The following is a 25,903-nucleotide window of genomic DNA, read 5'->3' as shown; positions in this document are numbered from 1 at the left end:
CATGACCACCGATCAGGCAGAAACCGGCGCAACCGATTCGGACACCACGAATGTGATCGCGGGAGTCGTCGCCAGGCTTCGGAAGGTGCACGCGAGCGGACGCACCAGAACCGCGCAGTGGCGGATCGAACAGCTCCGCGGCATCGAACGAATGCTGAACGAGCGCGAGGACGAGATCACCCGCGCCCTCGCCGAGGATCTGGGCCGCGACACCTTCGAGTCCTGGATGATCGACGTCCTCGACGTCAGGCTCGAGGCTGCGTACGCACGCAGACGGGTACGCCGGTGGATGCTCAGCAGGCCGCGGCGACTGCCGCTGCACCAGATGCCCGCACTGGGGTGGGTGCAGTACGAGCCGCTCGGGGTGGTGCTGATCATAGGGGCGTGGAACGTCCCGCTGACGGTCACGCTGGGACCGCTGATCGCCGCCGTGTCGGCAGGCAATTGTGCCGTGATCAAGCCTTCGGAGCTGGTACCCGCGTCGTCGCGCCTGCTGGCCCGGCTGCTGCCCGAGTACCTCGACCCGGATGCCGTCGCCGTGGTCGAGGGCGACGGGCGCACCACCCAGAACCTGCTCGCTCAGGGCCTCGATCACGTGGTCTTCACCGGCGGGACCGAGATCGGCCGGAAGATCATGGCGGGGGCCGCGCCGCACCTGACGCCGGTAACCCTCGAGCTGGGCGGCAAGAGCCCCGCGATCGTGATGCGGGACGCGAACCTCGCCGTCACCGCCCGTCGCATCGCCTGGACGAAGGTGTTCAACTCCGGCCAGTCCTGCATCGCGGCAGACTACGTGCTGGTCGAGCGCGCCGCCCGGGACGAGCTGGTGCATCACATAGTGCGCAGCCTCGAGGAGTTCCGGGCGGGACCACCTGGGCGAGGCGTGCGGATCGTGAACGAGCATCAGTTCGACCGGCTGGCCGGGTACCTCGCAGACACCGAGGCCACGGTTGCGCACGGCGGCGGATCCGATCGAGCCGCGCTGACGATCGAGCCCACCGTGCTGATGGACCCGAGCCCCGACGAGCCGGTCATGCGGGAGGAGATCTTCGGGCCGATCCTGCCGGTGCTCGCCGTCGACTCGCTGGACGAGGCGATCGCCTTCGTCAACGCGCGACCGAAACCCCTGGCCGCCTACGTCTTCACGAAGTCCACCCGGACCGGCCGCAGGGTGCTGTCCGAAGTGAGCTCCGGCGGCGCGGTGGTCAATCACCTCAGCTACCAGCGCGTGGCGCCCCAGCTTCCGTTCGGAGGCGTGGGATCCAGCGGGATGGGGCGGTACCACGGCAAGTGGGGGTTCGATGAACTCAGCCATCGAAAGGCCGTGCTGGTCAAGCTGTTCAAGCCCGATCTCCGGATCGCCTACCCGCCCTACACCGAGCGCGCGGCCAAGCTGATTCGCAGGCTGTACCGGCCCTGAGAAAGCTGGGGTCGACGACATCGAGGAGGATCACGATGCCCCCGGTCACCGGCGCGAAACCCCGGACACTGTGTGAGGCGTTCCAGTCCACCCGTCGCGACCCACCCGGACGTCGTGGCGCTCCGCACCCCCGACGACGGTGTCGTCATCACCTGGCGCCGGTACGGCGAGCGGGTCCGCCGGATCGCCGCCGGTCTGGCGAAACTCGGTGTTCGCCACGGGGACACCGTCGGCATCATGCTGACCAACCGACCCGAATCCACCTCGTCGACATCGGAGCGCTCCACGCGGGCGCGACCCCCTTCTCTGTCTACAACACGCTCGCCCCCGAGCAGCTCGAATACGTGCTGACCAACGCCGGGAATCGGGTCGTGGTCTGCGAGGAGCAGTTCCTGCCCGTCGTGCGGGAGGCGTTGCAGGGCACCGCGGTCGAAACGACCGTCTGCGTGGACGGCGCACCCGCAAGGCACCACGAGCCTGGAGGACCTCGAGGCGAACGGCGACCCGGACTTCGACTTCGACTTCGACTTCGAAGGAGCATGGAAAGCCGTCGGACCCAACGACGTTCTGACCGTCATCGACACCTCCGGCACCACGGGGTCACCGAAGGGCGATCGGCGTCGGACGGAGGAAGGCGCGCCTCGAATCCGACGGCGCACCACTCCCACGGAAACTACTGGTCCAGCACACTCTGGCGGACCGGCTGGTCCTCACCACGATCAGGAAGAAACTGGGTCTCGACCGTGTCCAGATCGCGGTGACCGCGGCCGCCCCGATCTCACCCGACACCGTCGAGTTCGTCCTGGGCCTCGGTATCCCGTGCTGCGAGGCCTGGGGCCTGTCCGAAACCTGTGCCGCCGCCACGATGAACGCCCCGGACGCCTGACAAACCGATCAGACGAGGCCCGGGATCAACGCCTTGCGGTCGGTCGGGTACTCGACGAACTTGTCCCGATACCACTTGTGCGTCGCGAGGGCGCGCGGGATGAGGTTGCCGGCGGTGATGAGGAAGATGACGACGCCCGCGAGCGACCATGTCAGCAGCGCGAAGCCGGCCCATGCGATCAGTTCGCCGAGATACGCGGGGCTGGAGACGAATCGGAAGCCGCCGCCCTCCGGGATGCGGTACTCCGTCGCGCCGGGGTTCTTCTTGTCCCGGAGGTTGCGGACGATGGATTCGGAGTTCACCAGCAAAGCGAACCCGCACAGGTAGACGACCAGGCCGATCAGGAACCGGGGATCGGTGAGCCACGCGGTGTCGTACTGATGCATGTAGTCGTGGCTGAAGAACGCGCCGTTGAGGTAGCCGTGCATCGAGGTCACGATGACGCCCATCGCGATGACCGAGATGTTGAAGGTGCTGCGCTTGCCCGGCACCTGCCGGATCGACAGCGGGAAGAACCAGCCGCGATTCGCGTAGTGCAGCAGCCAGACCGCGGCGAGCACCATCGACGTGGGTTCGAACCTGTTGGGTCCGGTGAGGTAGAAGATCGCGAAGACGACGGTGGCGGGGATCTCCATCAGCCACCACCCGAGCTTCGGGTTGAGGTTGAAACCGAGGTTGGTCGAGGAGAACCTGCCGTACGAACTCTGCGCGAAGAACCCGCCGACGATGACGAACGCGGCGAACGCGAACGCACATGTGAGGACGGTGTCGTAGACGGTGTTGCCGGTGTACCAGTGCATCGAGATCCTTCGGTGGACGTGGCCGGTACAGCACGAGCACACGACGCACCCACCACGGACGAACAACGAACTGGAACGTGTTCTACCACATGCCGGAGCGTTCCACGACACCTTTCTGGACATGGGTCCAGGTGGAATCGGTACAGATCAGCTCGCTGAGGCACCGAGTTCGATGACGAGCACCCCCGCGACGATGAGCGCGATCCCGAACCCCATCCGCGGCGTCAACGGGTCCTTGAAGATCGCGCGACCTAGGAGCGCCGTGAGCGCCACACCGCAGGCCGCCCAGACGCCGTACGCGACACCGACGGCCATGCCACGGTCGAGGACGACGGCGAGGAGGCCGAACGCCACCAGATAGCCGACCCCGGTGGGGATCAACCACCACCGCCGGGCGAGGCCGTCGGATGCCTTGAGGCACAAGGTACCGGTCACTTCGGCGATGATCGCCCCGACGAGCAGCACCCAGGTCACGGCGTCGCCTCAAACTCCCGGCCGTCGCCGCCCCTGTCCTTCTCGGCGGCCTGCGAACCGAGTTCGACGGTCAGCACGCCGGCGATGACCAGGGCGATGCCCACGCCCATGAGCGCGGTCAGTGCATCGCCGAAGAGCACGGTGGCCAGTACCGCCGTCAGGGTGATCCCGCATGCACCCCAGATCCCGTATGCGACACCGACCGCCATGTGACGCAGCACAACCGCGAGGAACGCGAAGGACGCGAGGTACCCGGTCACCACCAGGACGTACCACGCGGGGTGTTCGGTCGCGGCGCGCAACGACAACGTCGCCGCGACCTCGCACACGATCGCACCGGACAGGAGCCACCATTTCATGGCGCCACGGTATCGGTCAGTCCGGCCGCGGCCCGAAGGTGTCGAGCATGACGATGGGACCGTCGTCGACCCGCGTCTTCGCGTCGATCTCGAGCAACCCGGCGAATGCCTTTGCCGTGTACACGGGATCGAGCGGGACGCGGTACTCGGTACCGACGCGCTGCGCTGCGCGACCCTCCGCGGTGGCGTATCCGTAACCGGGACCCAGATATTCCCGCGTCACGGTCAGACCGGCCGAGCGGAGGTCGATCTCGCCCAGCTGCGCGCCACGACGACGCAGCAGGGACTCGGCCCGACCCGCGAGGTCCCGGATCTCGGCGGCGCCCAGCGGCAGGGTGTCGTTGACGACGACCCCGACGACACCCGTGCGCAGGCCCGCCAATTGCAGACCCAGCAGCAGACCCGCCACGGTGCCACCCGATCCGACCGGCGCCACGATGTGGGCCGGTTCCGGAATGTCCCCGGCCTCGACCTGCGCAGCCAACTCCAGTGCGGCCTCGACGTATCCGAGCGCACCGATCGGGGACGAACCGCCCGGCGGCAGGTAGTACGGCAGCCGTCCGCCGCGAATGTGCCGCAGCATCAACCACGGTGCGGACGCGAACGTCCGCACCTTGTTCCGGGTGAAGTGCAGGGTCGCGCCCGAGCGCTGCAGCCGGGCCAGTTGCGCCCGCACATGGTCGTCGACGGGCTGATCGATCAGCGCGATCGCCGTTTCGATGCCGAACTCCCTGGCGTACAACGCGGTCGCCAGACCCCAGTTGGTCCCCAGCCCGCCCACCGTGATGATCCGCCGCGACTTCCGCGCCAGAACGTCGGGGATGATCCACTCCAGTTTGCGGACCTTGTTGCCGCCCCAGCCACCGGAGCCGAACGTGCTGTCGTCCTTGACCCAGATCCGGTTTCGCGTGCCCAGCCCGTCGAGCCTGCGGACCGGGGTGGGCGGTACACCGAGGGGAACATGGGGCAGCGACTCTGCGAGTTCGGGAAAGCGCTGATGCAGAAGCGGTGCCGTGGTCACGTCAGGCATCCCGCGAACCCAGCCCGACCGCGGATCGATCCGGCGAGGTAATCGAGGTCGGGCCTCGGTGGAACCGTGGGCCGGCCCCGCAGCCCGAACCCGTCCCCCACCGTCCGCGGAACGACATGCAGGTGCACGTGGAACACCTCCTGGCCGGCCACCACGCCGTCGGCGAGGAAGAAGTTCACCCCCTCCGCGGCCACCGAACTGTCTCGCAACGCTGCCGCGATCTGCTGCCCCACCTGGAACAATCGTCCTCCGTCATCGGGATCCAACTCAGCGAGATCCGCTGCGTGCTTCTTCGGCACCACGAGCAGGTGGCCGGGCGTGAACGGACGAATGTCCATGAACGCGATCGTGCGCGCGTCCTCGTACACGAGGCTCGATTCGGCCTCGCCGGCGACGATGGCGCAGAAGACGCAGTGGCTCATACTGGTTGATGTTATGTGTCGAATGCCGGAGCAACGAAGCGTTGTACCATCTGTCGCTCCATGCGCGTGTCGGCGACGGGCCACGCGAGCAGGGTGAGCACCACGCGGACGACCCACTGCCCGCCCGCCTCGTCGGGCGCGATACCGGTGAGGGCGGTGGCCACCCGGCTCAGATCCGGCGAGGACGCCAGGTAGTCGTCGGCGTCACCGGTGCGGGTGTGGGCGAACCAGTAGGACAACGTCGCATCCGCTCGAACCGCCGCCACCGCCGTCACGATCGCCTCGACCACCCGCTCCGCACCGTCGAGGTGCGCCACGGCGCGGGTCACCGGCGGTGATCCGTGCGACCGCGAGCGCCCGACGGTTCCCGCCCGTCAGCCAGTCGTCCCGCTCCGTCACCGACTCCCCTCCGATCTGCGCGGACGCCCCACCGCCGGCTCCGATATGAGACAGGGCATACATGCAGTTCACCGCCGCTTTCTCAGTTGCCGACGGCCTCTTGACAGCGCTCCCCGACACCGTGAACCGTGGCATCACTGCAACGCGTTCCATGACATCGAAGGGCGGGCTCGTGACCGCGACACCACTGGACGGCATCGACGTCTTCGCCGCCGAGCACCTCGACGATCCGTACGGGCTGTACGGGAAACTCCGCGCCCATGCGCCCGTCTACCGGGTCCCCGGCACCGACTTCCACCTCGTGTCGTCGCGGGAACTGGTGACCGAAGCACTGGCCCGACCGGAGGACTTCTCGTCGAATCTGACCGGCGTGCTGGTGCAGCGGCCGGACGGCCCGCCTGTCACGTTCGACATGGACGGCGGCGGACGGGCGGTGCACGTGCTGGCGACCGCGGACGACCCCGCCCACACGGTGCACCGCAGACTGGTGCTCGCCACCCTCGCCAAGCGCATCCGCACGCTCGGCCCCACCGTCCGCGCGCTCGTCGACGAACTGTGGGACGCGGGACTGGGATCGGACGACTCCTTCGAGTGGGCCGCCGACATGGCCGACAAACTGCCGCTCGCGCTGGTCGCGAGCCTCGTCGGGCTCCCCCACCACGACGTTCCACAACTCCTCGCGTGGGCATACGACAGCACCGAACTGCTCGGCGGGGTGGTCACCGGTGACAGACTGGGCGAACTGGTCACGTCGGCGGCCGAACTGGCCGGCTACCTCCACACCGAATTCACTGCGGCCAAGCGCGATCCGCAGACCGATCTGCTGGGCGTCCTCGCGCATGCGTGCAACGAGGGTGCGCTCACCGACGACGTCGCGGTTCTGATCCTGGTGCAACTGGTCGGCGCGGGCGGCGAATCCACCGCGGGCCTGATCGCCAACGGCGCCCGGATCCTCGCCGCCGATCCGGCACTGCAGGAACGACTGCGCCGGGACCCATCGCTGATCGATCCGTTCCTGGACGAGGCCCTGCGCCTCGAGTCCCCGTTCCGCGGACATCACCGGCACGTGGTCGCGGATACCACGCTGGGAGGGGTGCGGCTACCCGCCGGAAGCCACGTCCTGCTGCTGTGGGGTGCGGCCAACCGCGACCCGTCCGCGTTCGAGAACCCGGACACCGTCGTGCTGGACCGACCGAACCTCAAGGGCCATCTCGCGTTCGGCAAGGGTGTGCACTTCTGCGTCGGATCGGCGCTCGCACGAATGGAAGCACTCGCGGCCCTCACCGCACTGCTCGAGCGCACGACGTCGTTCACGATCGCCGACGGCGGTGCCCGCTGGGTACCGAGCCTGTTCGTTCGCCGCCACCGGTCCCTGCCCCTGCAGATCGAGCCGACCTGATCGGTCTGTTGGTGCGGAGATTTCCAGCGGCCCAGACGAATTCGAACCGATACCCGGCGTCCCGCTCAACGGACAACCACCTTCTCGGCCACGGGCGCCTACCCTAGCGTGACGGGCACCACAGGCAGGTCAAGCCCCGAGGACACAGGAGTTCTGGATGAGCGCTCGCGTACCCGTCACACCGATCGACGCCGCGGAGATCGGCACCTACGACTACGAAACCGACGTCCTGATCGTCGGCTACGGCTGCGCCGGCGCGTCGGCCGCGCTCGAGGCCGTCGAGTCCGGGGCCGAGGTGATCCTGCTCGAGCGGCAGAGCGGTGGCGGTGGGTCGTCGGCGTTGTCCGGCGGCGAGATGTACCTCGGCGGCGGCACCCCGATCCAGGAGGCGTGCGGATTCGTCGACGCCGCCGACGACATGGAGAAGTTCCTCCTCGCCGCGCTCGGCCCGGACGCCGACCAGGAGAAGGTGGGCCTCTACAGCCGCGAGAGCGTCGGGCACTACCAGTGGCTCGTCGATCACGGCGTGCCGTTCAAGCCGTCGCTGTGGGATTCCCCCACCTGGGTGCCGCCCACCGACGACGGTCTGATGTGGATGGGCGAGAACGCCTATCCGTTCTACGAGATCGCCAAACCCGCCCCGCGTGGTCACCGCGTCACCTCCGACGGCTTCGGCGGCAAGGTCCTGATGGCGGTGCTGAGCGAGGCCGTCGGCAAGAGCGACATCGCGGTGCACGCCGACACCACCGCACTGCGGCTGATCCTCGACGGTGACCGCGTGGTCGGCGTCGTGGCCCGGCACTTCAACGAGACCGTGACCTACCGGGCCCGCCGCGGCGTGATCATCACGACCGGCGGCTTCGCGGACAACAAGGAGATGCTCGCCCAGCACGCGCCGCAACTGGTGGGCCTGGGCGTCAACAGCGACGGCGGCGACGACGGCCGCGGCATCGTGATGGCCCAGGCCGTGGGCGCGGCCGTCAAGCACATGTCCGCCGGCCAGGTCGGTATCTCGCTGGTGCCGGGAATGATGGTGCGCGGCATGATCGTCAACGGCGTGGGCCAGCGGTTCATCAACGAGGACGTCTACCCCGGCCTGGTCGGCCAGGCGGCGCTGTTCAAGCACAACCTGAAGGTGTGGGTGATCCTCGACGAGCAGGCGTACGAGGAGGTCCCGGTCGACGAGCGCTGGGGCGTGCAGCCGCACTTCGTCGCCGAGACACTCGAGGAACTCGAACGCGAGATCGGTATGCCCGAGGGCGCGCTGTGCAGCACCGTGGGCGAGTACAACCGCTTCGCCGCCGACGGCGAGGACCCCTACTTCCACAAGTCCGCCCGGTGGCTGCGGCCGCTGCAGTCGCCGTTCGCCGCGATCGACGTCCAGCGCGGCATGGCCCCGCCGGAGTACGGCGACGGCGGGACCGGCGGGGGCGGCGCCGAGGTGTTCACGATCGGCGGCCTGCGGACCACCGTCGACGGCCGCGTCCTAGACCTCGACGGCGACCCGATCCCCGGACTCTTCGCGGCCGGCCGCGCCACGTCGGGCCTGCACTCGTGGGGCTACATCAGCGGCACCTCGCTCGGCGACGGCACGTTCTTCGGCCGCCGCGCCGGCATCGCCGCGTCCGCGGGCGAGTAGCGCCGCATACCGGCCGCCGAGCACGCGCAACTCCTCGTGGGTGCCGCGCTCGGCGGCGTGGCCGTGGTCGAGCACCACGATCTGGTCGGCGTCCCGGATCGTGGAGAGCCGGTGCGCGATCGTGATCGTGGTGCGGCCGCGGCTGACGACGTCGAGCGCGGTCTGCACGGCCCGCTCGGTCTCGTTGTCGAGCGCGCTGGTGGCCTCGTCGAGCACCAGAGTCCGAGGGTCCCGCAACAGGGTTCGCGCGATCGCGATACGTTGCTTCTCGCCGCCGGAGAACCGGTGGCCACGGGCGCCGACGACGGTGTCGTAGCCGTCGGGCAGCGACTCGATCAGCTCGTGCACCTGAGCCGCCCGTGCCGCGGACTCGATCTCGGCGTCGCTCGCCTCCGGCCTCGCGTGCCGCAGGTTCTCCCGGATCGTCGCGTGCAGCAGGTACGTCTCCTGCGAGACGACACCGACCAGTTCGGACAGTTCCGCGAGCGAGATGTCGCGCAGGTCGACGCCGTCGATGGTCACCCGGCCGGACGTCGGATCGTGCAGCCGCGCCACCAGCGATGCCAGAGTGGTCTTGCCCGAACCGGTTTCACCGACCAGTGCGAGCGACGATCCGGCCGGTACATCGATGGCGATGCCGGTGAGTGCGTCGCGGTCGGCGTTCTCGTAGCGGAAGCCGACGTCCTCGAACCGCACGCCGCCGTCGACCTTCTCGCGCGGCATCGGCACCGGTTTCGCCGGGTCGTCGATCTCGACGGGCAGGTCGAGGTACTGGAAGATCCGGCTGAACAGCGCGAGCGAACTCGTCACGGACACACCGACGTCGAGCAGGCCCATCAGCGGGCGGAAGAGCGTCGTCTGCAGTCCGGTGAAGGCGACCAGGGTGCCGATCGTCATGCCGCCGGACGTCGCCGGCAGCCCCGCGGCCAGGTACAGCAGCGCGGGGATCGCCGAGAAGATGATGCTCATCGTCGCCATCCGCCAGCGTCCGGACAGCTGCGAGCGGACCTCGAGGTCCACCAGCCGGTGCGAGGTGTCGGTGAAGCGGTCGGACATCGCCGGGCCGGCGCCGAGCGTCTTGCCCAGCTGCACACCGCTGATCGACAGGCTCTCCTCGATCTGGGTCTGCATGTCGGCGAGCGCGCGCTGGCGCTGCGCGGTGATCTCGCGGCGCATCAGCGCGACCTTGCGGGTGAGCCAGATCGCCGGCGGCAGCACGATCAGCGACAGCAGTGACAGCCGCCAGCTGAGGACCGCCATCGCGATCGCGGTGCCGACGACCGTGGTGACGTTGGAGGCGATCGAGGTCGCGGTCGACGTGACGACGGTCTGCATGCCTCCGATGTCGTTGGTGAGCCGGGACTGGATCTCGCCGCCGCGGGTGCGAGTGAAGAAGCCGAGCGACTGCCGCTGCAGATGGGTGAACACGCGGGTGCGCAGGTTGTGCATGATCCGCTGGCCGACCGTCGTCGAGATCCAGGTCTGGATCACGCCCAGCACCGAGCCCGCGACCGTGATCGCGAGCATGCCGCGCACGGCCCACACCAGCAGACTGACGTTCTGTTCCGGGATCGCGCGGTCGATCACCTCGCGGACCAGGAACGGGTTGGCGAGCGAGATCGTGGACGCCACCACGATCAGCGCCATCACCACGGCGATCTGCCAGCGGTACGGCGCGAACAGGGAGCCGATCCGGCGCAGGCTCACGGGGGAATCCTCGAGCTGGGCGCGGTCGGCGGGATCGATCTTGCGGGAACGCATGTGACCCCCACCGGGTCCACCGAATGGTGGGCTTGTCATCTAACCACCCCTCTCAGAAGTCGGGGCAAGCCTTTACTGAGGTTGCCTCAACATGAGGTGACTGTCAAGTGAGGTAAGCTCCGACACCATGACCGAGGCATCGTCCGAACAGCTCCGCGACCTCGTGATGTCCACGTCCCGCGCCCTGCGGCGCAAGTGGTTCACCGCGCTCGAACCATGGGAACTCTCTCCGCACGAGTTCCGCGCGCTGCGCGTGATCGGCACCGAGTCCGACGGCCGCCCCCGCCTCGGCGACGTCGCGAAGGCGCTGCGCATCGCGCCCCGGTCGGCCACCGAGGTGGTCGACCGCCTGCAGAAGCGCGAGCTCGTCGAGCGCGTCTCCGACGGCGGCGACCGGCGCGCGGTGTGCGTCCAGCTCACCGACACCGGCCGCAAGCTGATCGCCGAGATGTCGGACGCCCGCGACGCCCAGGCCGCCGATTTCTTCGCCCCGCTCGACGCCGACGACCGCGCGCAGCTGCGCCGCATCCTCGGCAAGCTCACCGCCGGCGACGGCTGACCCCGCGCGCGCCCCGCGAACCCCTGAACGGGAGTTCACGGCACGGTTCGAGCGCGACGGCGTGTGCTGAACTCCCGTTCAGGGGTTGGGGCGGGCCGCGAACTCGGCCGGGTCGAACGTGAACACGAAGTAGTCGCGCCCGTCGAACACGAACGTCGCCGCCGCGGTCATCCCGTAATGCCGGTGCACCGCAAGCGACTTCGCGTTCGCCGCCTCGACGAAGGCGACGCCGAGATCGAAGCGGTCCCGAAGCTCACGACTGAGCGCGGTGAGCAGCATCGTCAACACCCCGCGCCCCTGGAAGCCCGGGTCCACAGCCGCCGGCCCGTACAGGAACAATCGGCCGTCCCCGTCCCCCAACGCATCCAGCGCCAAGCGCGGCGGACCCGAGGCGACCGCGCCGGGCTCCGACGTCATCGCGAACCCGGCGAGTCTGCCGGTCTCCTCGGCGATGAAGACGCCGGTGCCCTCCTGGAACCGGGTGAGGACATCGGCGTCCATGCGCCCCTGGACGAAGCCGCGCTCGGCGCGCTCCTGGGCGGACAGGCCGCCATCAGCGCGAGGCCGCCATCAGCGCGAGGATCGCCTCCCGGTCCTGCGGCCCGGATCGTCGCATGGTGATCGCCATACTCCGATTATGGGACGCAGCCCTCGGGAGCAACCTGTCGACTCTGTGACCGGCACTCCGCTCTGCCACCGCGTCGCGGCAGTCACCTGTCACACCCGATCAATCCTGTCTCGTCTACCGGTCCGGGCAGGTGTCCACCGCGAATTCCCCGACCACCTTCTCCGTGATGCTGCTCCTGACCGGACCTGGGATCCGGTCTGCAAACTTCTTCAGATAGGCGTCGACCCACTCGCTCCGCTCCGCCAGGAACGGAAAATCGGAGCCGACCATACTGCGCACCGCCAGAATGGGAAGCGGCGCGTCCAGTGCCGGGAACGCCTTGTTCCGTAGCCCGGACGTGGTGCATCCCGGATAGAACTGGCCGAGCATGAGTCCTTCCTGGACGAACTTGGACTTACCTTCGCGTTGCGCCTCCTCGATCAACGAGTAGTCCGAGACGTCGGCGAACACGAGGAGCACGGCCTTCAGGAGCGCATCGTCGCCGTCAACCGGCGGCAATTCACGAAAAGCAGCGAACATCTCGTCCACCGCCTCGGTCATCTGCTGAACACCGACGTCGCAGCCATCGATGAATCCGACCCACAACAGTCCTCGCGAGATCGACGGATTGGTGAACGGGCAGACCGGACCCGATCTGCCGAGATCCGGATGCGGTCGGATCAGGTAGTCGCAAACCCAACTACGCAGCACCTCGGAGCACCGATGCTCGGAGCCCACGACCGCGTCCTCTCCGAACAACTTCTCGAGCCGAATCGCGGTCATTTGTCCTCCTACCCGATTCGCATCGACCACCATCCGACGCGCAAAGGCGCCGACGAGAGGAAGGGACCGGTGGCGCTCCGCGCCATACGCAAAAGCATGCTTTCCGGGTCGACTGCGGTGCGTCCGCACCTGGCGATCAGGCGAAAGACCGACTAGAGACACTGCTTCGGCGAGTGCCGTGAACAGCTGCAGTCCTGAGGAACCCTCTCGGCGAATCGCTGTCCTCCAATGGGACTGCCGGGTCCGGGGCAGCCAAGGGCATCGAGCACGACCTGTACATCCATTCGGCCCGCTCGACACCACGGTAGTCCGCGCTGAAGAGTCGGGCAACGGGTGCACGGTTTGTGTCGTGCTGCGCATTACTCGGGTGCCCCCCGCTCTCGGTCGACCAGATTCAAGTGCCGGTTGAGGAGGGGGCCCACGACCGAAAGGCCCTGCGGGCTCGTCATTTGCTCGTGACGCGTAGGGATTCGGTACTCGCGTACTTCACCGATGATGTACTTTCTCCAGCCCGCTGCTCCGGCCTCACGGTCGAGACCGTGATCGTCGTCCGAGTCTGTCGCCGCGCTGAAGTACGCGACCACGGTACCTTCGAGGGTCGACGGCCGATGCGCGAGAGCGCCATGGACGAGGTCCTGGTACTCCCGGTAGAGGGTGTCGAGGTGATCCGGAGTCAGTGATGCAAAGAGTCCACCCTTCGCACGCAGCAGCCGTGCAGCCTGCTCGGTCGTCATGTCCGATTCCCCCTCGTCGACCAACTCCACCCCACCGAACTCGGCGACCAACCTTGCGGCCGTGGGCATCTCACCGTCGACCTCGGCTCCGGACGGCGCGCGGCTGTCCATCATGGCAAGGGTGAGCACGTCGTCACCTTCTCGACGAAGTTGGACCGCCATCGCGTGCGCAATCTGCCCGCCCACCGAATAGCCGAGCAGGTGATAAGGACCGTGTGGCTGCACAGACCGGATCTCCCGGACGTAGCGGTGGGCAAGGTCGTCGAGCGATCCGAAACGTACATCGGGATCGGTCAGCGCGGGGGAATTGATTCCGTAGATCGGTCGGTCGTCGTCGACGTGCTGCACCAGGCCGCTGTAACACCAGGCGAGCCCGATGGCGGGATGTATGCAGAAGAGCGGATTCCGACTGCCCGTGGCACGCAGCGGGAGTAGCACCTCGACCGCTGAACCGGCGCCGTCGTTCTCGACGGTCTCGGCCTCGCGCGTCTCGATCCGGTGTGCCAGCGACTCGGGCGTCGAATGTGTGAAGATCCACTCGACCGGTACCTCCGTGGAGGTCGATTCCCGCAGTCGCGCAGCCACCCCCGTGGCCGTCAACGAGTTGCCGCCGAGGGCGAAGAAGTTGTCGTCCGCACCGACCCTCGCCACACCGAGTTCGACCGCGAAGGCAGCCGCCACAGCGGATTCGACGCCCGCTTTCGGTGCCCGGTACTCTGCTCGGCCCGCAGCAAAATCCGGCGCCGGCAACGCCGCACGATCAAGCTTGCCATTCGGCGTCAGCGGCACAGCATCGACCACCACCACCGCCGCCGGAACCATGTGCGGAGCCAACCGCTCCCCCGCAAACGCAAGAACCTCACGCACATCCAGATCCACACCCACCCCGGGCACCACATACCCGACCAACCGATCACCGGCACCATCGTCCGCACGCACCACCGCCACCGCACGCGCCACCCCCACACACGCCGACAGAACCGACTCGACCTCACCCAACTCCACCCGGAAACCACGAACCTTCACCTGCAGATCCGCGCGACCGACGTAATCGAGCGTCAGACCCCCACCGGGCAACCGCAACCACCGCACCAGATCCCCCGTCCGATACATCCGCCGACCCGAACCCTCGAACGGATCCGCAACGAACCGCGCCGCCGTCAATCCCGCCCGGTTTCGATAACCACGCGCCAGAGCCGAACCCGCCTGTTACAACTCCCCGACCACCCCCACCGGCACCGGCCGCAACCAACCGTCGAGCACACACTCCCCGACACCCCGAATCGGACCACCGATCGTCACCCCACCCGCAACCGTCATGCGCACACTGGCATTCGACTGGATCGTCGCCTCCGCCGGACCGTAGGTATTGAACATCCGCCGACCGGCCGCCCACCGCGCCACCAACTCCGGCGGACACCGCTCACCACCGACCACAACGGTCCCGAGATCGTCGAGCCCCACCGGATCCACCGTCCCCAACAGCGTCGGCGTCAACGCAGCATGAGTCACCCTCTCCCGCCGCAGAATCCCCGCCAAATCGGCACCGCCGACCACCGCCGGCGACACCACCACCAGCCGCCCACCGAACCCGAACGCCCACAACTGCTCGAGCACCGCCGCGTCGAAACTCGGCGACGCAACATGCAACACCCGCGCATCCGGACCCAACCCGAACCGAACCCCCTGCTCCGCCAACAGATTCGCCAACCCCCGATGCGTCACCACCACACCCTTCGGCACCCCCGTCGACCCCGACGTATAAATCACATACGCCGCATGATCGATACCCAGGCACGCCGTCCGCTCCCCGTCGCTCACCGGCCCAGACGACAACCCCGCCAACTCCACCTCGACCACCGGATCATCGAGCACCACCCACCCCACCGACCCAGGCAACCGATCCCGCCACTCAGCCACCGTAACCCCCACCACCACAGCAGAATCCGACAACATGCGCCCAATCCGACCAGCCGGATACAACGGATCCACCGGCACGAAAGCCGCCCCCGACTTCGCCACCGCCCACACCGCCGACACCGACTCGAACGACCGCGCCACCGCCACCGCCACACACGACTCCGGACCCACACCCCGACCGATCAACAACCGCGCCAACCGACTCGACCGCTCATCCAACTCCCCATACGTCCACCCCCGACCCCCACACACCACCGCAACCGCACCCGGATCCCGAACCACCCACGCCGACAACAACTCCACCAACACCCGCCCCGACACCCCCGACCCACCCGACACCGGCACCAACTCCCCACACTCAGCCCGGGAAAGCAGATCGAGCCGGGCCAGCGGCAGGTCAGGGTCGGCGACGACGGCATCGATCACGCGCAGGACCCGCTGCAGGATCGCCTCCATCGTGTCGCGGTCGAAGACTTCGGGCAGGTAGCTGATTCGCAGGTGCAGTCGCGTGTCGACGTGGGCAACGAGACCGATCGGATAGTGCGAGGCGTCGATCCCACTCACATCCACCACCCGCATGCCGGCTATGTCGGTCTCGGCGGTGAGCCCACCCCGATCGACCGGATAGGACTCGAACACGGTCATCGTGTCGAAAACTGCTCCAGGCCCGGCCGCCCGCTGGACGTCGGCCAACCTCACGTGGTGGTGATCGAGTAGTCCGGCCTGCTCCGCCTGGATCCGGTCGAGTAGCTGTCCCAGACTGTCTGCGGTGTCGAGCCGGACCCGGACCGGCAGTGTGTTGACGAACAGCCCGATCATCGACTCGACGCCTGCAACCTGCGCAGGGCGCCCGGACACGGTCGCACCGAACGTCACGTCGTCCCGGGATGTCCACGTGCCCAACACGATCGCCCACGCCGCCTGGACCACGGTGTTGAGGGTGACTCCGCGGGCGCGCGCGAGGGAGGTGAGCGCCGCGGTCTGTTCCTCGGTCAGCCCACCGAGCAAGTCCCGCGATTCCGAATATCGACGACCCGGGTCGGCCGGCGCCACCAGGGTCGGCTCGTCGGCGCCGTCGAACGCGCGAGCCCAGGCCTCGAGTGACCTGGGCTCATCCTGCCCACCTACCCAGGTCAGGTAGTCCCGATAGGGATGGATACGAGGCAGCATCGCGCCGTCGCCGTCGGTGGCATAGAGCAGCAACAGTTCGCGCAACAGCAGCGGCGTCGACCAACCGTCGAGCAGCAGATGATGATTGGTCAGCACCAGTCGGTGACACTCGGGTCCGGTGGTGACCAGCATCCAGCGCAGCAGTGGGGCCTGGGCCGGATCGAACCGCGTCGCCCGGTCGGCAGACATCAGTTGATCCCACGCACAATTCCGTTGATCGTCGTCCGAACCCGACAGGTCGCTCGCCGACCACGGGGCCACGACGTGGTCCTGAACCACCTGTACCGGGCCCCCAGTGACGCCGGGGACAAACGCGGTCCGCAGGTTCGGATGCCGTTCCAGCAGCACCTGTCCCACGCGCCGCAGACGCGCCGGGTCGACGTCCCCGCGCAGCTCGACGACCAACTGCACCACGTAGGCGTCCACCGACTCCTCGGACACCGACGTGTGGAACAGCAACCCCTCCTGCAGCGGCGAGAGCGGCCACACATCCGTCATGTTCGGATACCGGTCCTCGAGACGTTCGATCTCCGCCTGCCCGAGCCCGACCAGGTCGAGATCCGACGGGGTCCTCCCGCCCGCCCCCGGCGTCGCGACATGCGCGGCCAGCGCGACCAGCGCATTGCGCCACATCCGGGCCGCCGCACCCACCTCACGGGCGGTGAGCACTCCGCTGGGGAAGGACCAGATCGCCCGCAACCTCGGTCGGCCTCCGTCGTCGAGGGTGAAAGCGTTGATGTCGAGCACCGCCGGCACCGGCATGTCTGGATTCTGCGCACCGGTGAGATCGGTGGCGTCGTCGACCGGGAGCCAGCCGGCCCCACGCCCGCCGCCGGCGATACGGCCGAGGTAGTTGAACGCGATCTGCGGCGCAGGCTGGTCCCGCAGCACCGGTCCGGCGTCCTCGTTGAGATAGCGCAGCAGTCCGAAGCCGATCCCGTGGTCCGGGACCGCGAGGAGTTGCTCCTTGACGGACTTGACCACCGCTCCCGCGGCCGGCCCACCGGCGCACGCATCGTCGAGATCGATTCCGGAAAGATCCAGGTGCAGAGGAAAACTCGTGGTGAACCACCCGACCGTGCGAGTCAGGTCCGAACCAGCGACCACACTCTCCTCGCGCCCGTGCCCCTCGAGCCTGATCACCGCGTCATCGAGAAGGGAACCGCCAACCCCATCTCCACGCTCGCGCCGCCACTTCGTCACCGCCACCGCCAACGCGGCCAGCAACCCGTCGCCCACCCCGCCGTGGAACGCCCCCGGGACTGTGGTCAACAGGGCCTCGGTTACCTCCGGCGGTATGTCGACCTCCACGCTCCGGGTGGTGGCGACCAGGTCGATCGTGAGGTCGAGGAGTCGGGACCCGATCACCGGATCGTCCACCGCAGCCAGCGCCCGCCACATCTCGAGTTCCGCAACCCGCTCCGGCCGGTGCGCCGCCTCGACCAGCCCGTGCGCCCACCTGCGCATCGACGTCCCCACCGGGGCCAGATCGGGCGCTTCACCCGCCTCGATCCGCGACCACGCTGCCGCCAGGTCCGGCACCAGCACCCGCCAGGACACCCCGTCGACCGCCGAATGATGGACCACCACCAGGACCCGACCCCGTTCCGCCTCGTCCACGGGATCGAACCAGACCACCTGCACCACGATCCCGGCCGCCGGGTCGAGCCGATCCGCCGCGGCGTTCAACTCCGCCGCCGCCAGCTCGTGGAACTCGACCGTTCCCGGCGACACGTCGAGGGGCACCCGACGAATCAGCCCGTCCGCAAGGATCGTACTGCGCGGCAACACTTCCCACGCCCACACCCCATCGGCATCCTGGCGCAACCGAGCGCGCAACATGTCATGGTGATCGAGCACCGCCTGCACTGTGTTCACCAGGCCGTCCGCTCCGATGCCTTCCGGCAGATTCAGCATCACGGCCTGGGAGAAACGACCGAACCCGGACTCTCCGCGTTCGAGCAACCACCTCAGTACCGGCGTCAACGGGATCTCCCCTACCCCGCCACCGGCAAGCTCCTCCAGCAACTGCGTCGAACCACTGTCGCCGCGGACGGCAACCTCCGACAGCCTTGCCACCGACCTGCACTCGAACACGTCCCGAGGCGAGAACACCACCCCCGCCGCCTTCGCCCGCGCCGCCAACTGGATCGACATGATGCTGTCGCCACCGAGCGCGAAGAACGAATCCTCCACGCCCACCACATCGACGCCGAGCACCTCCCCGAACAGCCCGGCGAGTACCTTCTCGATCTCGGTGTCCGGTGCCCGGTACTCTGCTCGGCCCGCAGCAAAATCCGGCGCCGGCAACGCCGCACGATCAAGCTTGCCATTCGGCGTCAGCGGCACAGCATCGACCACCACCACCGCCGCCGGAACCATGTGCGGAGCCAACCGCTCCCCCGCAAACGCAAGAACCTCACGCACATCCAGATCCACACCCACCCCGGGCACCACATACCCGACCAACCGATCACCGGCACCATCGTCCGCACGCACCACCGCCACCGCACGCGCCACCCCCACACACGCCGACAGAACCGACTCGACCTCACCCAACTCCACCCGGAAACCACGAACCTTCACCTGCAGATCCGCGCGACCGACGTAATCGAGCGTCAGACCCCCACCGGGCAACCGCAACCACCGCACCAGATCCCCCGTCCGATACATCCGCCGACCCGAACCCTCGAACGGATCCGCAACGAACCGCGCCGCCGTCAATCCCGCCCGGTTTCGATAACCACGCGCCAGAGCCGAACCCGCCAGATACAACTCCCCGACCACCCCCACCGGCACCGGCCGCAACCAACCGTCGAGCACACACTCCCCGACACCCCGAATCGGACCACCGATCGTCACCCCACCCGCAACCGTCATGCGCACACTGGCATTCGACTGGATCGTCGCCTCCGCCGGACCGTAGGTATTGAACATCCGCCGACCGGCCGCCCACCGCGCCACCAACTCCGGCGGACACCGCTCACCACCGACCACAACGGTCCCGAGATCGTCGAGCCCCACCGGATCCACCGTCCCCAACAGCGTCGGCGTCAACGCAGCATGAGTCACCCTCTCCCGCCGCAGAATCCCCGCCAAATCGGCACCGCCGACCACCGCCGGCGACACCACCACCAGCCGCCCACCGAACCCGAACGCCCACAACTGCTCGAGCACCGCCGCGTCGAAACTCGGCGACGCAACATGCAACACCCGCGCATCCGGACCCAACCCGAACCGAACCCCCTGCTCCGCCAACAGATTCGCCAACCCCCGATGCGTCACCACCACACCCTTCGGCACCCCCGTCGACCCCGACGTATAAATCACATACGCCGCATGATCGATACCCAGGCACGCCGTCCGCTCCCCGTCGCTCACCGGCCCAGACGACAACCCCGCCAACTCCACCTCGACCACCGGATCATCGAGCACCACCCACCCCACCGACCCAGGCAACCGATCCCGCCACTCAGCCACCGTAACCCCCACCACCACAGCAGAATCCGACAACATGCGCCCAATCCGACCAGCCGGATACAACGGATCCACCGGCACGAAAGCCGCCCCCGACTTCGCCACCGCCCACACCGCCGACACCGACTCGAACGACCGCGCCACCGCCACCGCCACACACGACTCCGGACCCACACCCCGACCGATCAACAACCGCGCCAACCGACTCGACCGCTCATCCAACTCCCCATACGTCCACCCCCGACCCCCACACACCACCGCAACCGCACCCGGATCCCGAACCACCCACGCCGACAACAACTCCACCAACACCCGCCCCGACACCCCCGACCCACCCGACACCGGCACCAACTCCCCACACTCAGCCCGGGAAAGCAGATCGATGTCCGCGACCCGAATCGAGGGCGAGGAAACGACTTCCTCGGCAATGCGGACGAATCGGCCCGCAAGGCGCTGCACGGTGTCCGAGTCGAGGATGTCGGCAGCGAAGCCGAAGGAAGCCGACATCCCGAGGGGAGCGCCGGCGCCGGTGTCGAATTTCTCGGCGAGGCTCAGATGCAGGTCGTACCGGGCGACATCGAGATCGATGTCGACAGGCTCGACCGTCAGCCCCGGCAAGTCCAGGCGTGGCGACTCGGCGTTCCGAAACTCCAGCATCACTTGGAAGAGCGGGGAGTACGCCGTCGACCGCACCGGATCGATGGCCTCCACGACCTGCTCGAACGGCATCTGCGCGTGGGCGAAGGCGCCGAGATCGCGCTCCCTCACCCGATCGAGCAGGTCGGTGAACGTGGACTCGGGCTCCACTGGCGTCCGCAGCACGACGGTGTTGACGAACATGCCCACCACGTCGTCGAGTGCAGCCTCGCCTCGCCCCGCTGTCGGCGTACCCACCGCAATGTCCGTGCTCCCACTCACCCTGCTCAACAGCACGGCCAGCGTCGCGTGCATGACCATGAACACTGTCGAATGATGTTCGTGAGCAAGGGATTGCAATCGCTCGTGCAGATCCGAACCGATCTCGAAATGAACCTTCTTCCCTTGCATCGATCGCTGCGCCGGTCGTGGTCGGTCCGTCGGCAATTCGACTGTCGCAGGCATCCCTGACAACGCCCACCGCCAGTACGCCAACTCGCGTGCGATCGGCGAATCGGGCTCGGACTCGCTGCCGAGCATGCGGCGCTGCCACAGGGTGTAGTCGGCGTAGTGCACTGCCGGTGGCGCCCAGTCGGGTGCCCGCCCGTGCAGGCGGGCGGTGTATGCGACCGTCAGGTCCCGGGCGAGCGGCGCCATCGACGCACCGTCCGCCGCGATGTGGTGCACCACGATCATCAGCACGTGCTGCTGCGGACCGTTCCGGAACAGTGCCGTTCGGATGGGCGTCTCGTCGGTGACGTCGAATCCGGCGGCGGCACCCCGCACGAGGTGCGCCCGCAGGTCTGCCGCGCCGGACACGGACATCGGCGTGAGGTCGGGATGCACCTGTCCCGTCGGGACCACCACCTGGCGGGGACCGTCCGTGGAGTCGGGGTAGACGGTCCGGAGCGTGGCATGCCGATCCACGATGTCAGCAAGCGCCAACCGCAGGGCATCGGTGTCCAGATCGCCCGAGAATCGGAGCGCGATGGGAATGTTGTAGGCAGGCGACGACGTATCCAGTTGGTTGACGACCCACATTCGGTGCTGTGCCAGGGAGGTCGGAACACTGTCGGGCCGAGTGCCCGTGGTCAGTGCCGGTCGGGCCGACGATCGATCGTCGATACCGTCGATCCCGTCGATCCGGGCCGCGAGCGCGGCAATGGTGGGCGCCTCGAACAGGTCGCGGATATCGATGTTCCGATCCAGCGCCGAGTTGATCCGCGTGACCACCTTGGTCGCGACGAGGGAGTTTCCGCCGAGATCGAAGAAGTTTGCATCGACACCGAGGTGGTCGACCGCGAGGAGCTCGGCGAAGACGACTGCGGTTGTCTCCTCGGTCGGCGTGCGTGGCGGCCGGGACTCGGTGGGCCTCGTCCCGAAGTCCGGTGCGGGTAGTGCGGTGCGATCGAGCTTGCCGACCGGGGTCAGCGGAATCTCGTCGATCATTGTGATCGCCGCGGGCACCATGTAGTCCGGTACCGCCACACGAACCTGGGCCTTCAGGTCGGCGGGGTCGGGGACGTGCTCGGCGGCGGGAAGCACGTAGGACACCAGGACCGGGTCGCCGGTCGGGCCGGCACGACTGAGTGTCGCCGCGAATCTCACATGGGGGTGAGCCGTCAGCGCCGCATCCACCTCGCCGGGCTCGATCCTGAAGCCACGAATCTTGACCTGGGAGTCGGTCCGGCCCAGGTACTCGAGCGTCAGGTCCCCCTCCCGATCGCGCAGCCACCTCACCACATCCCCGGTGCGGTAGAGGCGTTGTCCCCGTGCACCGAACGGATCGGCGACGAATCGAGCGGCCGACTGACCGGCCTGATTCCGATACCCACGTGCCAGGCCCGGACCGGCCAGGTACAGCTCCCCCGCCACACCGACCGGCACCGGCCGCAGCCGCCCGTCGAGCACCAACTCCTCGAAACCCCGGATCGGGCCGCCGAGTGTCACCGGCTCTTCCGCCGACCCGATCACTCCGAGATTCGCCATGATTGTCGACTCCGTCGGGCCGTAGGCGTCGAACATCGCGCGCCCCGGCGCCCACCGCGCTACCAACTCCGGGGAACACGCCTCACCCCCCACCACGAGACACCGCAAGCAGCAGTGACCCGTGGGATCGACCGACGACAACGCCGACGGTGTCAGGATCGCATGGGTCACGCGGCAACGATCGAGCAGCGCCGCCAGGTCGTCGCCGCCGTACACCGTCGGTGGTGCGATCGTCAGGCACCCGCCCGCCGCGAACGCCCACACCAGCTCGAACACCGACGCGTCGAAACTCGGGGATGCGAAGTGCAGGACCCGCGCACCGGGCCCCGTCGCGAAACGGTCGCGTTGTTCGGCCGCCAGGTCCGCCAAACCCAGATGCGGCACCACCACGCCCTTCGGGACCCCCGTCGACCCGGATGTGTAGATCACGTATGCCGGATGGTCGGATGTCAGTGCCGAGACCCGTTCGCCGTCGGTCACCGCCGTCGAGGGAGTCCCCGCCACCTCCGCCTCGACCGCTTCGTCGTCGAGCACCAGCCACGGCACGGTCGGTGGCAGGTCTCTCGACACGTCCTCCGTCGTCAGCCCCAGGATGGCGCCCGAATCGGTGAGCATGTACTCGAGCCGAGCCGACGGATACCCCGGATCCAGCGGAACGAAGGCCGCACCGGTCTTTGTGACGGCCCACACCGCCAGGACCGACTCGAGCGACCGCGGCAGTCCCACCGCCACGACTTTCTCCGGCCCCACGTCATGACCGATCAGCCAGCGCGCCAGACGGTTCGACCGGCTGTCGAGCTCGCCGTACGTCCAGCTCCGGTCGCCGTATACAACCGCGACCGCATTCGGGTCCGCGCGCACCGATGCCGCGAACAGCCCCGGCAAAGTCAACGCGGGCAACGCCGCTGCCCCGGACACCGGCATCAACTGCTCACGCTCCTCGGGGGCAAGCACATCGACGTCGCCGACCGGAGCCGACGAATCTGCCGCCGCATACTCGAGAATCCGCACCAGCCGATCCGCGAATGCCTGCGTTGTCGCCGAGTCGAACAGATCGGTGGCAAACACGAGGTCGACTGACAGTCCCGACGGTCGACCGGAGTCGGTGAAGCTTTCACCTACGGTCATCTGCAGATCGCAGCGTTCGGGACAACAGTTCTCGGGTGCCGTGACGGACACGTCGGCGACCGCGGTCGGCTCGGCACGAGTGGGGCCGAGGACAACCTGGACGAGCGGCGGGCAGGGCGTAGTGCGGTCCGGGGCGAGCGCCTCGACCAACCGGTCGAACGACACCCTCGTATGCGCGAATGCGCCGAGTTGACAGCGCTTCACCCGCTCCAACAGGTCCGCAAACGAGAGTCCCGGATCCACGTGGGTCCGCAACACCACGGCATCGACGAACGCGTCCGCCCCGTCGTCGAGCGCGGCGTCGGCCCGTCGGGCAATCGGCGCACCGACCGCGATGTCGTCGGAGCCGCTCACCCGGGCCAGCAGTGCGGCCAGCCCCGCATGCATCGTCATGAACATCGTCGAGTCGTACTCGCGAGCACGCTGCTGCAGCTTGCGATGCAGCTCCGCGCCGAGCGTGAACTGCAGGCTTCCGGAGTCCAGGGACCGCTGTTTCGGTCGCCGCCGATCTGTCGGCAGCCCGAGCAGTACCGGCAACCCCGCCAGCGTCCGTCGCCAATAGTCCAGGTCCCGGGCCGCCTCCAGCCGGCGCTCGCCTTCCCTGGCACTGTCAGGGTGGATCGTCGCTATCAGCGACTCCGGACCGGCCGCGACGAAGTCCTCGACCACGCCGACGAACCGCTCGTGATGGAGCCTCAGCTCGTCGATGCGGTATCGCAGCGGATTTCCGCGGCACTCGACGAACGTCTTTGCGGGTGTGCCGCTTTGGTAGACATTGATCAGCAGGTCCGCGATCGGACCGGAGGTGAGCACATGAAATTCACCCGTCACCGAACCGAAATCGAGCTCCTGACGGAAGAGCATCACGTTGACCATCGGCGCGGCGGTCCGGTGGGCCTCGGTACCGACGCTCACCTCTCGCGCAATCTCGGCGAGGTTGCCGCGCTGGTGTCGCAACGCGCCCATCAGTTCCAGACTCACCCGCTCGACCAGATCGCCCACGGTGTCGCTGGGACCGACCCGAATCCGGAGCGGAACGACGTTGACGAACATCCCACCCGAACTGCGTAACACCGCAGTGGTCCGCCCGGAGACCGGGACATCCACGCGAACCTCCTCCCGGCCCGTCATCCGTGAGAGGTAGCAGGCGAACGCCGCGATGATCACCGCAGCGGACGTTCTGCTCGCCCGACCCTCGGAGTCCTCGAGCCGGGTGGCCGTGTCCTCGTCGAGTGATGTGGCCACCAGCATGTCGCGGGCCACCGCAGTGCCGTCTCGGTCGGCCAGACTCACGGGTTCCGCCAGCCCCTGGAACCGCTCGATCCAGTACGCACGGTCCGCCTCGAACCGACTCGAGGCACGGTACCGACAGTCGAGTTCGTACAACGTTCGCAGATCGGCAGCTCTGCTGGGTTCCGGGTCCCGGCCCGACGCCGCAGCCGAGTACAGAGCCGCGATGCGGTTGACCAACGTCATCGCGGCATACCCATCCAACGCGACATGGTGAGCACGGCTGTACCACAGGTACTGCGCATCGCCGACCTGCAATATGGTCGACACCCCCAGGGGGTCGTGCATCGGGTCCACCGGACTCGACCGGTCCTCGCGCATCCACCCATCCGCGGCCGCCACCGGATCACTCTCTCCACGAAAATCAATGAACCCCAACGAGTTATCCAAGGACGGATCAACAACTTGCCTGGGCTCCCCGTCGACCTCGATCAGCCGGAGGAAGGCGCCCTGAGTCTCACGTCCCGCGGTCACGGCCGCCCATCGGAACAGGTCGAGATCGAGGTCGCCGTGGAACTCCACGTACTGAGCGATGCAGTACGGAAGGTGTGGGGCCAGTCGCTGCGCGAGCCAGACCTCGTACTGCGCCGACGACAGCGGAAAGGGTTTCAGGGCAGAAACTTCCATGGGAGATGTCCCGAATCCGGTTGACGTCGACTCCGCCTGTTCGTCCATCAGAGTGCAATCTGGTCGTGTCGTCGCGACCTGGCTGTCGCGGGTGGAATAACCGGCCCGTGAACAAGCGGGCGCAGTGGCGCGTCACGCACCACGTCCCGAGGGACGAACCGCCGACGCGCGGTGACGCCGACCTGCTCGGCGAGTGCCCGATATCGGAGCTGCGGTGGAGTCTTCTCGCTCGAACGTGCCGACCGTGCCACCGGGTCCGGGGTGGCGAAATGACGCCTGTGACGTCTCGGGCCACTTGGTGGCCGCTCACCCATCCTGCCAGAGCCACTCGACACGCGCCAACCGCTCGAAGTGCTCCGTGCCGACAACGCCAGACGTGGCTAGCCTGGAACCG

At 67.9% G+C, this 25,903-nt stretch carries 14 protein-coding genes and 2 pseudogenes; 5 read left to right on the top strand and 11 right to left on the bottom strand.

What is annotated here, in order from left to right; all coding sequences use genetic code 11:
• Window position 1: 1 nt before the first annotated feature.
• The gene (locus J2X34_RS25465) at window positions 2-1,420 is read left to right on the top strand and encodes an aldehyde dehydrogenase family protein (protein ID WP_114720639.1); all 1,419 of its coding nucleotides are present in this window, start codon (window positions 2-4) and stop codon (window positions 1,418-1,420) included.
• A 35-nt stretch (window positions 1,421-1,455) separates the two neighbouring features.
• Window positions 1,456-2,291: pseudogene (locus tag J2X34_RS25460) on the top strand (AMP-binding protein); the annotation flags it as partial.
• Between the two features lie 23 nt (window positions 2,292-2,314).
• Here the strand turns inward: J2X34_RS25460 and J2X34_RS25455 are convergent.
• From J2X34_RS25455 to J2X34_RS25430, 6 genes are all read right to left on the bottom strand, one after another.
• Window positions 2,315-3,106 carry a methyltransferase gene (locus J2X34_RS25455; RefSeq protein WP_114720636.1) on the bottom strand — a complete coding sequence of 264 codons (792 nt, stop codon included), beginning with the start codon at window positions 3,104-3,106 and terminating at the stop codon, window positions 2,315-2,317.
• Window positions 3,107-3,253: 147 nt separating this feature from the next.
• Window positions 3,254-3,580 carry a DMT family transporter gene (locus tag J2X34_RS25450; protein ID WP_114720633.1) on the bottom strand — a complete coding sequence of 109 codons (327 nt, stop codon included), beginning with the start codon at window positions 3,578-3,580 and terminating at the stop codon, window positions 3,254-3,256.
• Window positions 3,577-3,939, bottom strand: coding sequence for a DMT family transporter (locus J2X34_RS25445; protein ID WP_114720630.1), 363 nt, complete (start codon window positions 3,937-3,939; stop codon window positions 3,577-3,579). The genes J2X34_RS25450 and J2X34_RS25445 overlap by 4 nt, the downstream gene beginning before the upstream one ends.
• Before the next feature lie 16 nt (window positions 3,940-3,955).
• Window positions 3,956-4,969, bottom strand: coding sequence for a 1-aminocyclopropane-1-carboxylate deaminase/D-cysteine desulfhydrase (locus J2X34_RS25440; protein ID WP_114720628.1), 1,014 nt, complete (start codon window positions 4,967-4,969; stop codon window positions 3,956-3,958).
• The gene (locus J2X34_RS25435; protein WP_114720979.1) at window positions 4,957-5,391 is read right to left on the bottom strand and encodes an HIT family protein; all 435 of its coding nucleotides are present in this window, start codon (window positions 5,389-5,391) and stop codon (window positions 4,957-4,959) included. The genes J2X34_RS25440 and J2X34_RS25435 overlap by 13 nt, the downstream gene beginning before the upstream one ends.
• A gap of 11 nt (window positions 5,392-5,402) precedes the next feature.
• Window positions 5,403-5,720: a hypothetical protein gene (locus J2X34_RS25430; protein WP_429520075.1), complete on the bottom strand. Its 318-nt coding sequence runs from the start codon at window positions 5,718-5,720 to the stop codon at window positions 5,403-5,405.
• Window positions 5,721-5,941: 221 nt separating this feature from the next.
• On the opposite strand from J2X34_RS25430, the gene J2X34_RS25425 reads away from it, so the two are divergent.
• Together J2X34_RS25425 and J2X34_RS25420 are read left to right on the top strand one after the other, a co-directional pair.
• Entirely contained in the window at window positions 5,942-7,189 is a 1,248-nt protein-coding gene (locus J2X34_RS25425) for a cytochrome P450 (RefSeq protein ID WP_429520074.1), read from the top strand.
• 157 nt (window positions 7,190-7,346) lie between these two features.
• A pseudogene (locus tag J2X34_RS25420) lies at window positions 7,347-8,756 on the top strand (FAD-dependent oxidoreductase); the annotation flags it as partial.
• Here J2X34_RS25420 and J2X34_RS25415 read toward each other — a convergent pair.
• Window positions 8,676-10,589: an ABC transporter ATP-binding protein gene (locus J2X34_RS25415; RefSeq protein ID WP_429520073.1), complete on the bottom strand. Its 1,914-nt coding sequence runs from the start codon at window positions 10,587-10,589 to the stop codon at window positions 8,676-8,678. The pseudogene J2X34_RS25420 and the gene J2X34_RS25415 overlap by 81 nt on opposite strands.
• Window positions 10,590-10,716: 127 nt before the next feature.
• Between J2X34_RS25415 and J2X34_RS25410 the strand changes: the two genes are divergently transcribed.
• Entirely contained in the window at window positions 10,717-11,148 is a 432-nt protein-coding gene (locus J2X34_RS25410; protein WP_114720622.1) for a MarR family winged helix-turn-helix transcriptional regulator, read from the top strand.
• Window positions 11,149-11,226: 78 nt separating this feature from the next.
• On the opposite strand, the gene J2X34_RS25405 is transcribed toward J2X34_RS25410, so the two are convergent.
• The 4 genes from J2X34_RS25405 to J2X34_RS25390 form a co-directional block, all read right to left on the bottom strand.
• Window positions 11,227-11,649 carry an N-acetyltransferase family protein gene (locus J2X34_RS25405; protein WP_429520072.1) on the bottom strand — a complete coding sequence of 141 codons (423 nt, stop codon included), beginning with the start codon at window positions 11,647-11,649 and terminating at the stop codon, window positions 11,227-11,229.
• 241 nt (window positions 11,650-11,890) lie between these two features.
• The gene (locus tag J2X34_RS25400; RefSeq protein WP_174908259.1) at window positions 11,891-12,538 is read right to left on the bottom strand and encodes a DUF6875 domain-containing protein; all 648 of its coding nucleotides are present in this window, start codon (window positions 12,536-12,538) and stop codon (window positions 11,891-11,893) included.
• A gap of 359 nt (window positions 12,539-12,897) precedes the next feature.
• On the bottom strand, window positions 12,898-14,385 hold the full coding sequence (locus J2X34_RS25395) for a thioesterase domain-containing protein (protein ID WP_429520071.1): 1,488 nt from the start codon (window positions 14,383-14,385) through the stop codon (window positions 12,898-12,900).
• Window positions 14,386-14,481: 96 nt separating this feature from the next.
• Window positions 14,482-25,509 (bottom strand): amino acid adenylation domain-containing protein, encoded by an 11,028-nt coding sequence (locus tag J2X34_RS25390; protein ID WP_429520070.1) that lies wholly within the window; start codon window positions 25,507-25,509, stop codon window positions 14,482-14,484.
• Window positions 25,510-25,903: the final 394 nt, after the last annotated feature.

The organism is Rhodococcus sp. BE178 (assembly GCF_050433545.1).
Lineage (GTDB): Bacteria > Actinomycetota > Actinomycetes > Mycobacteriales > Mycobacteriaceae > Prescottella.
The sequence above is the reverse complement of the archived record's forward strand: the minus strand, read 5'-3'. Positions and strand labels throughout refer to the sequence as shown.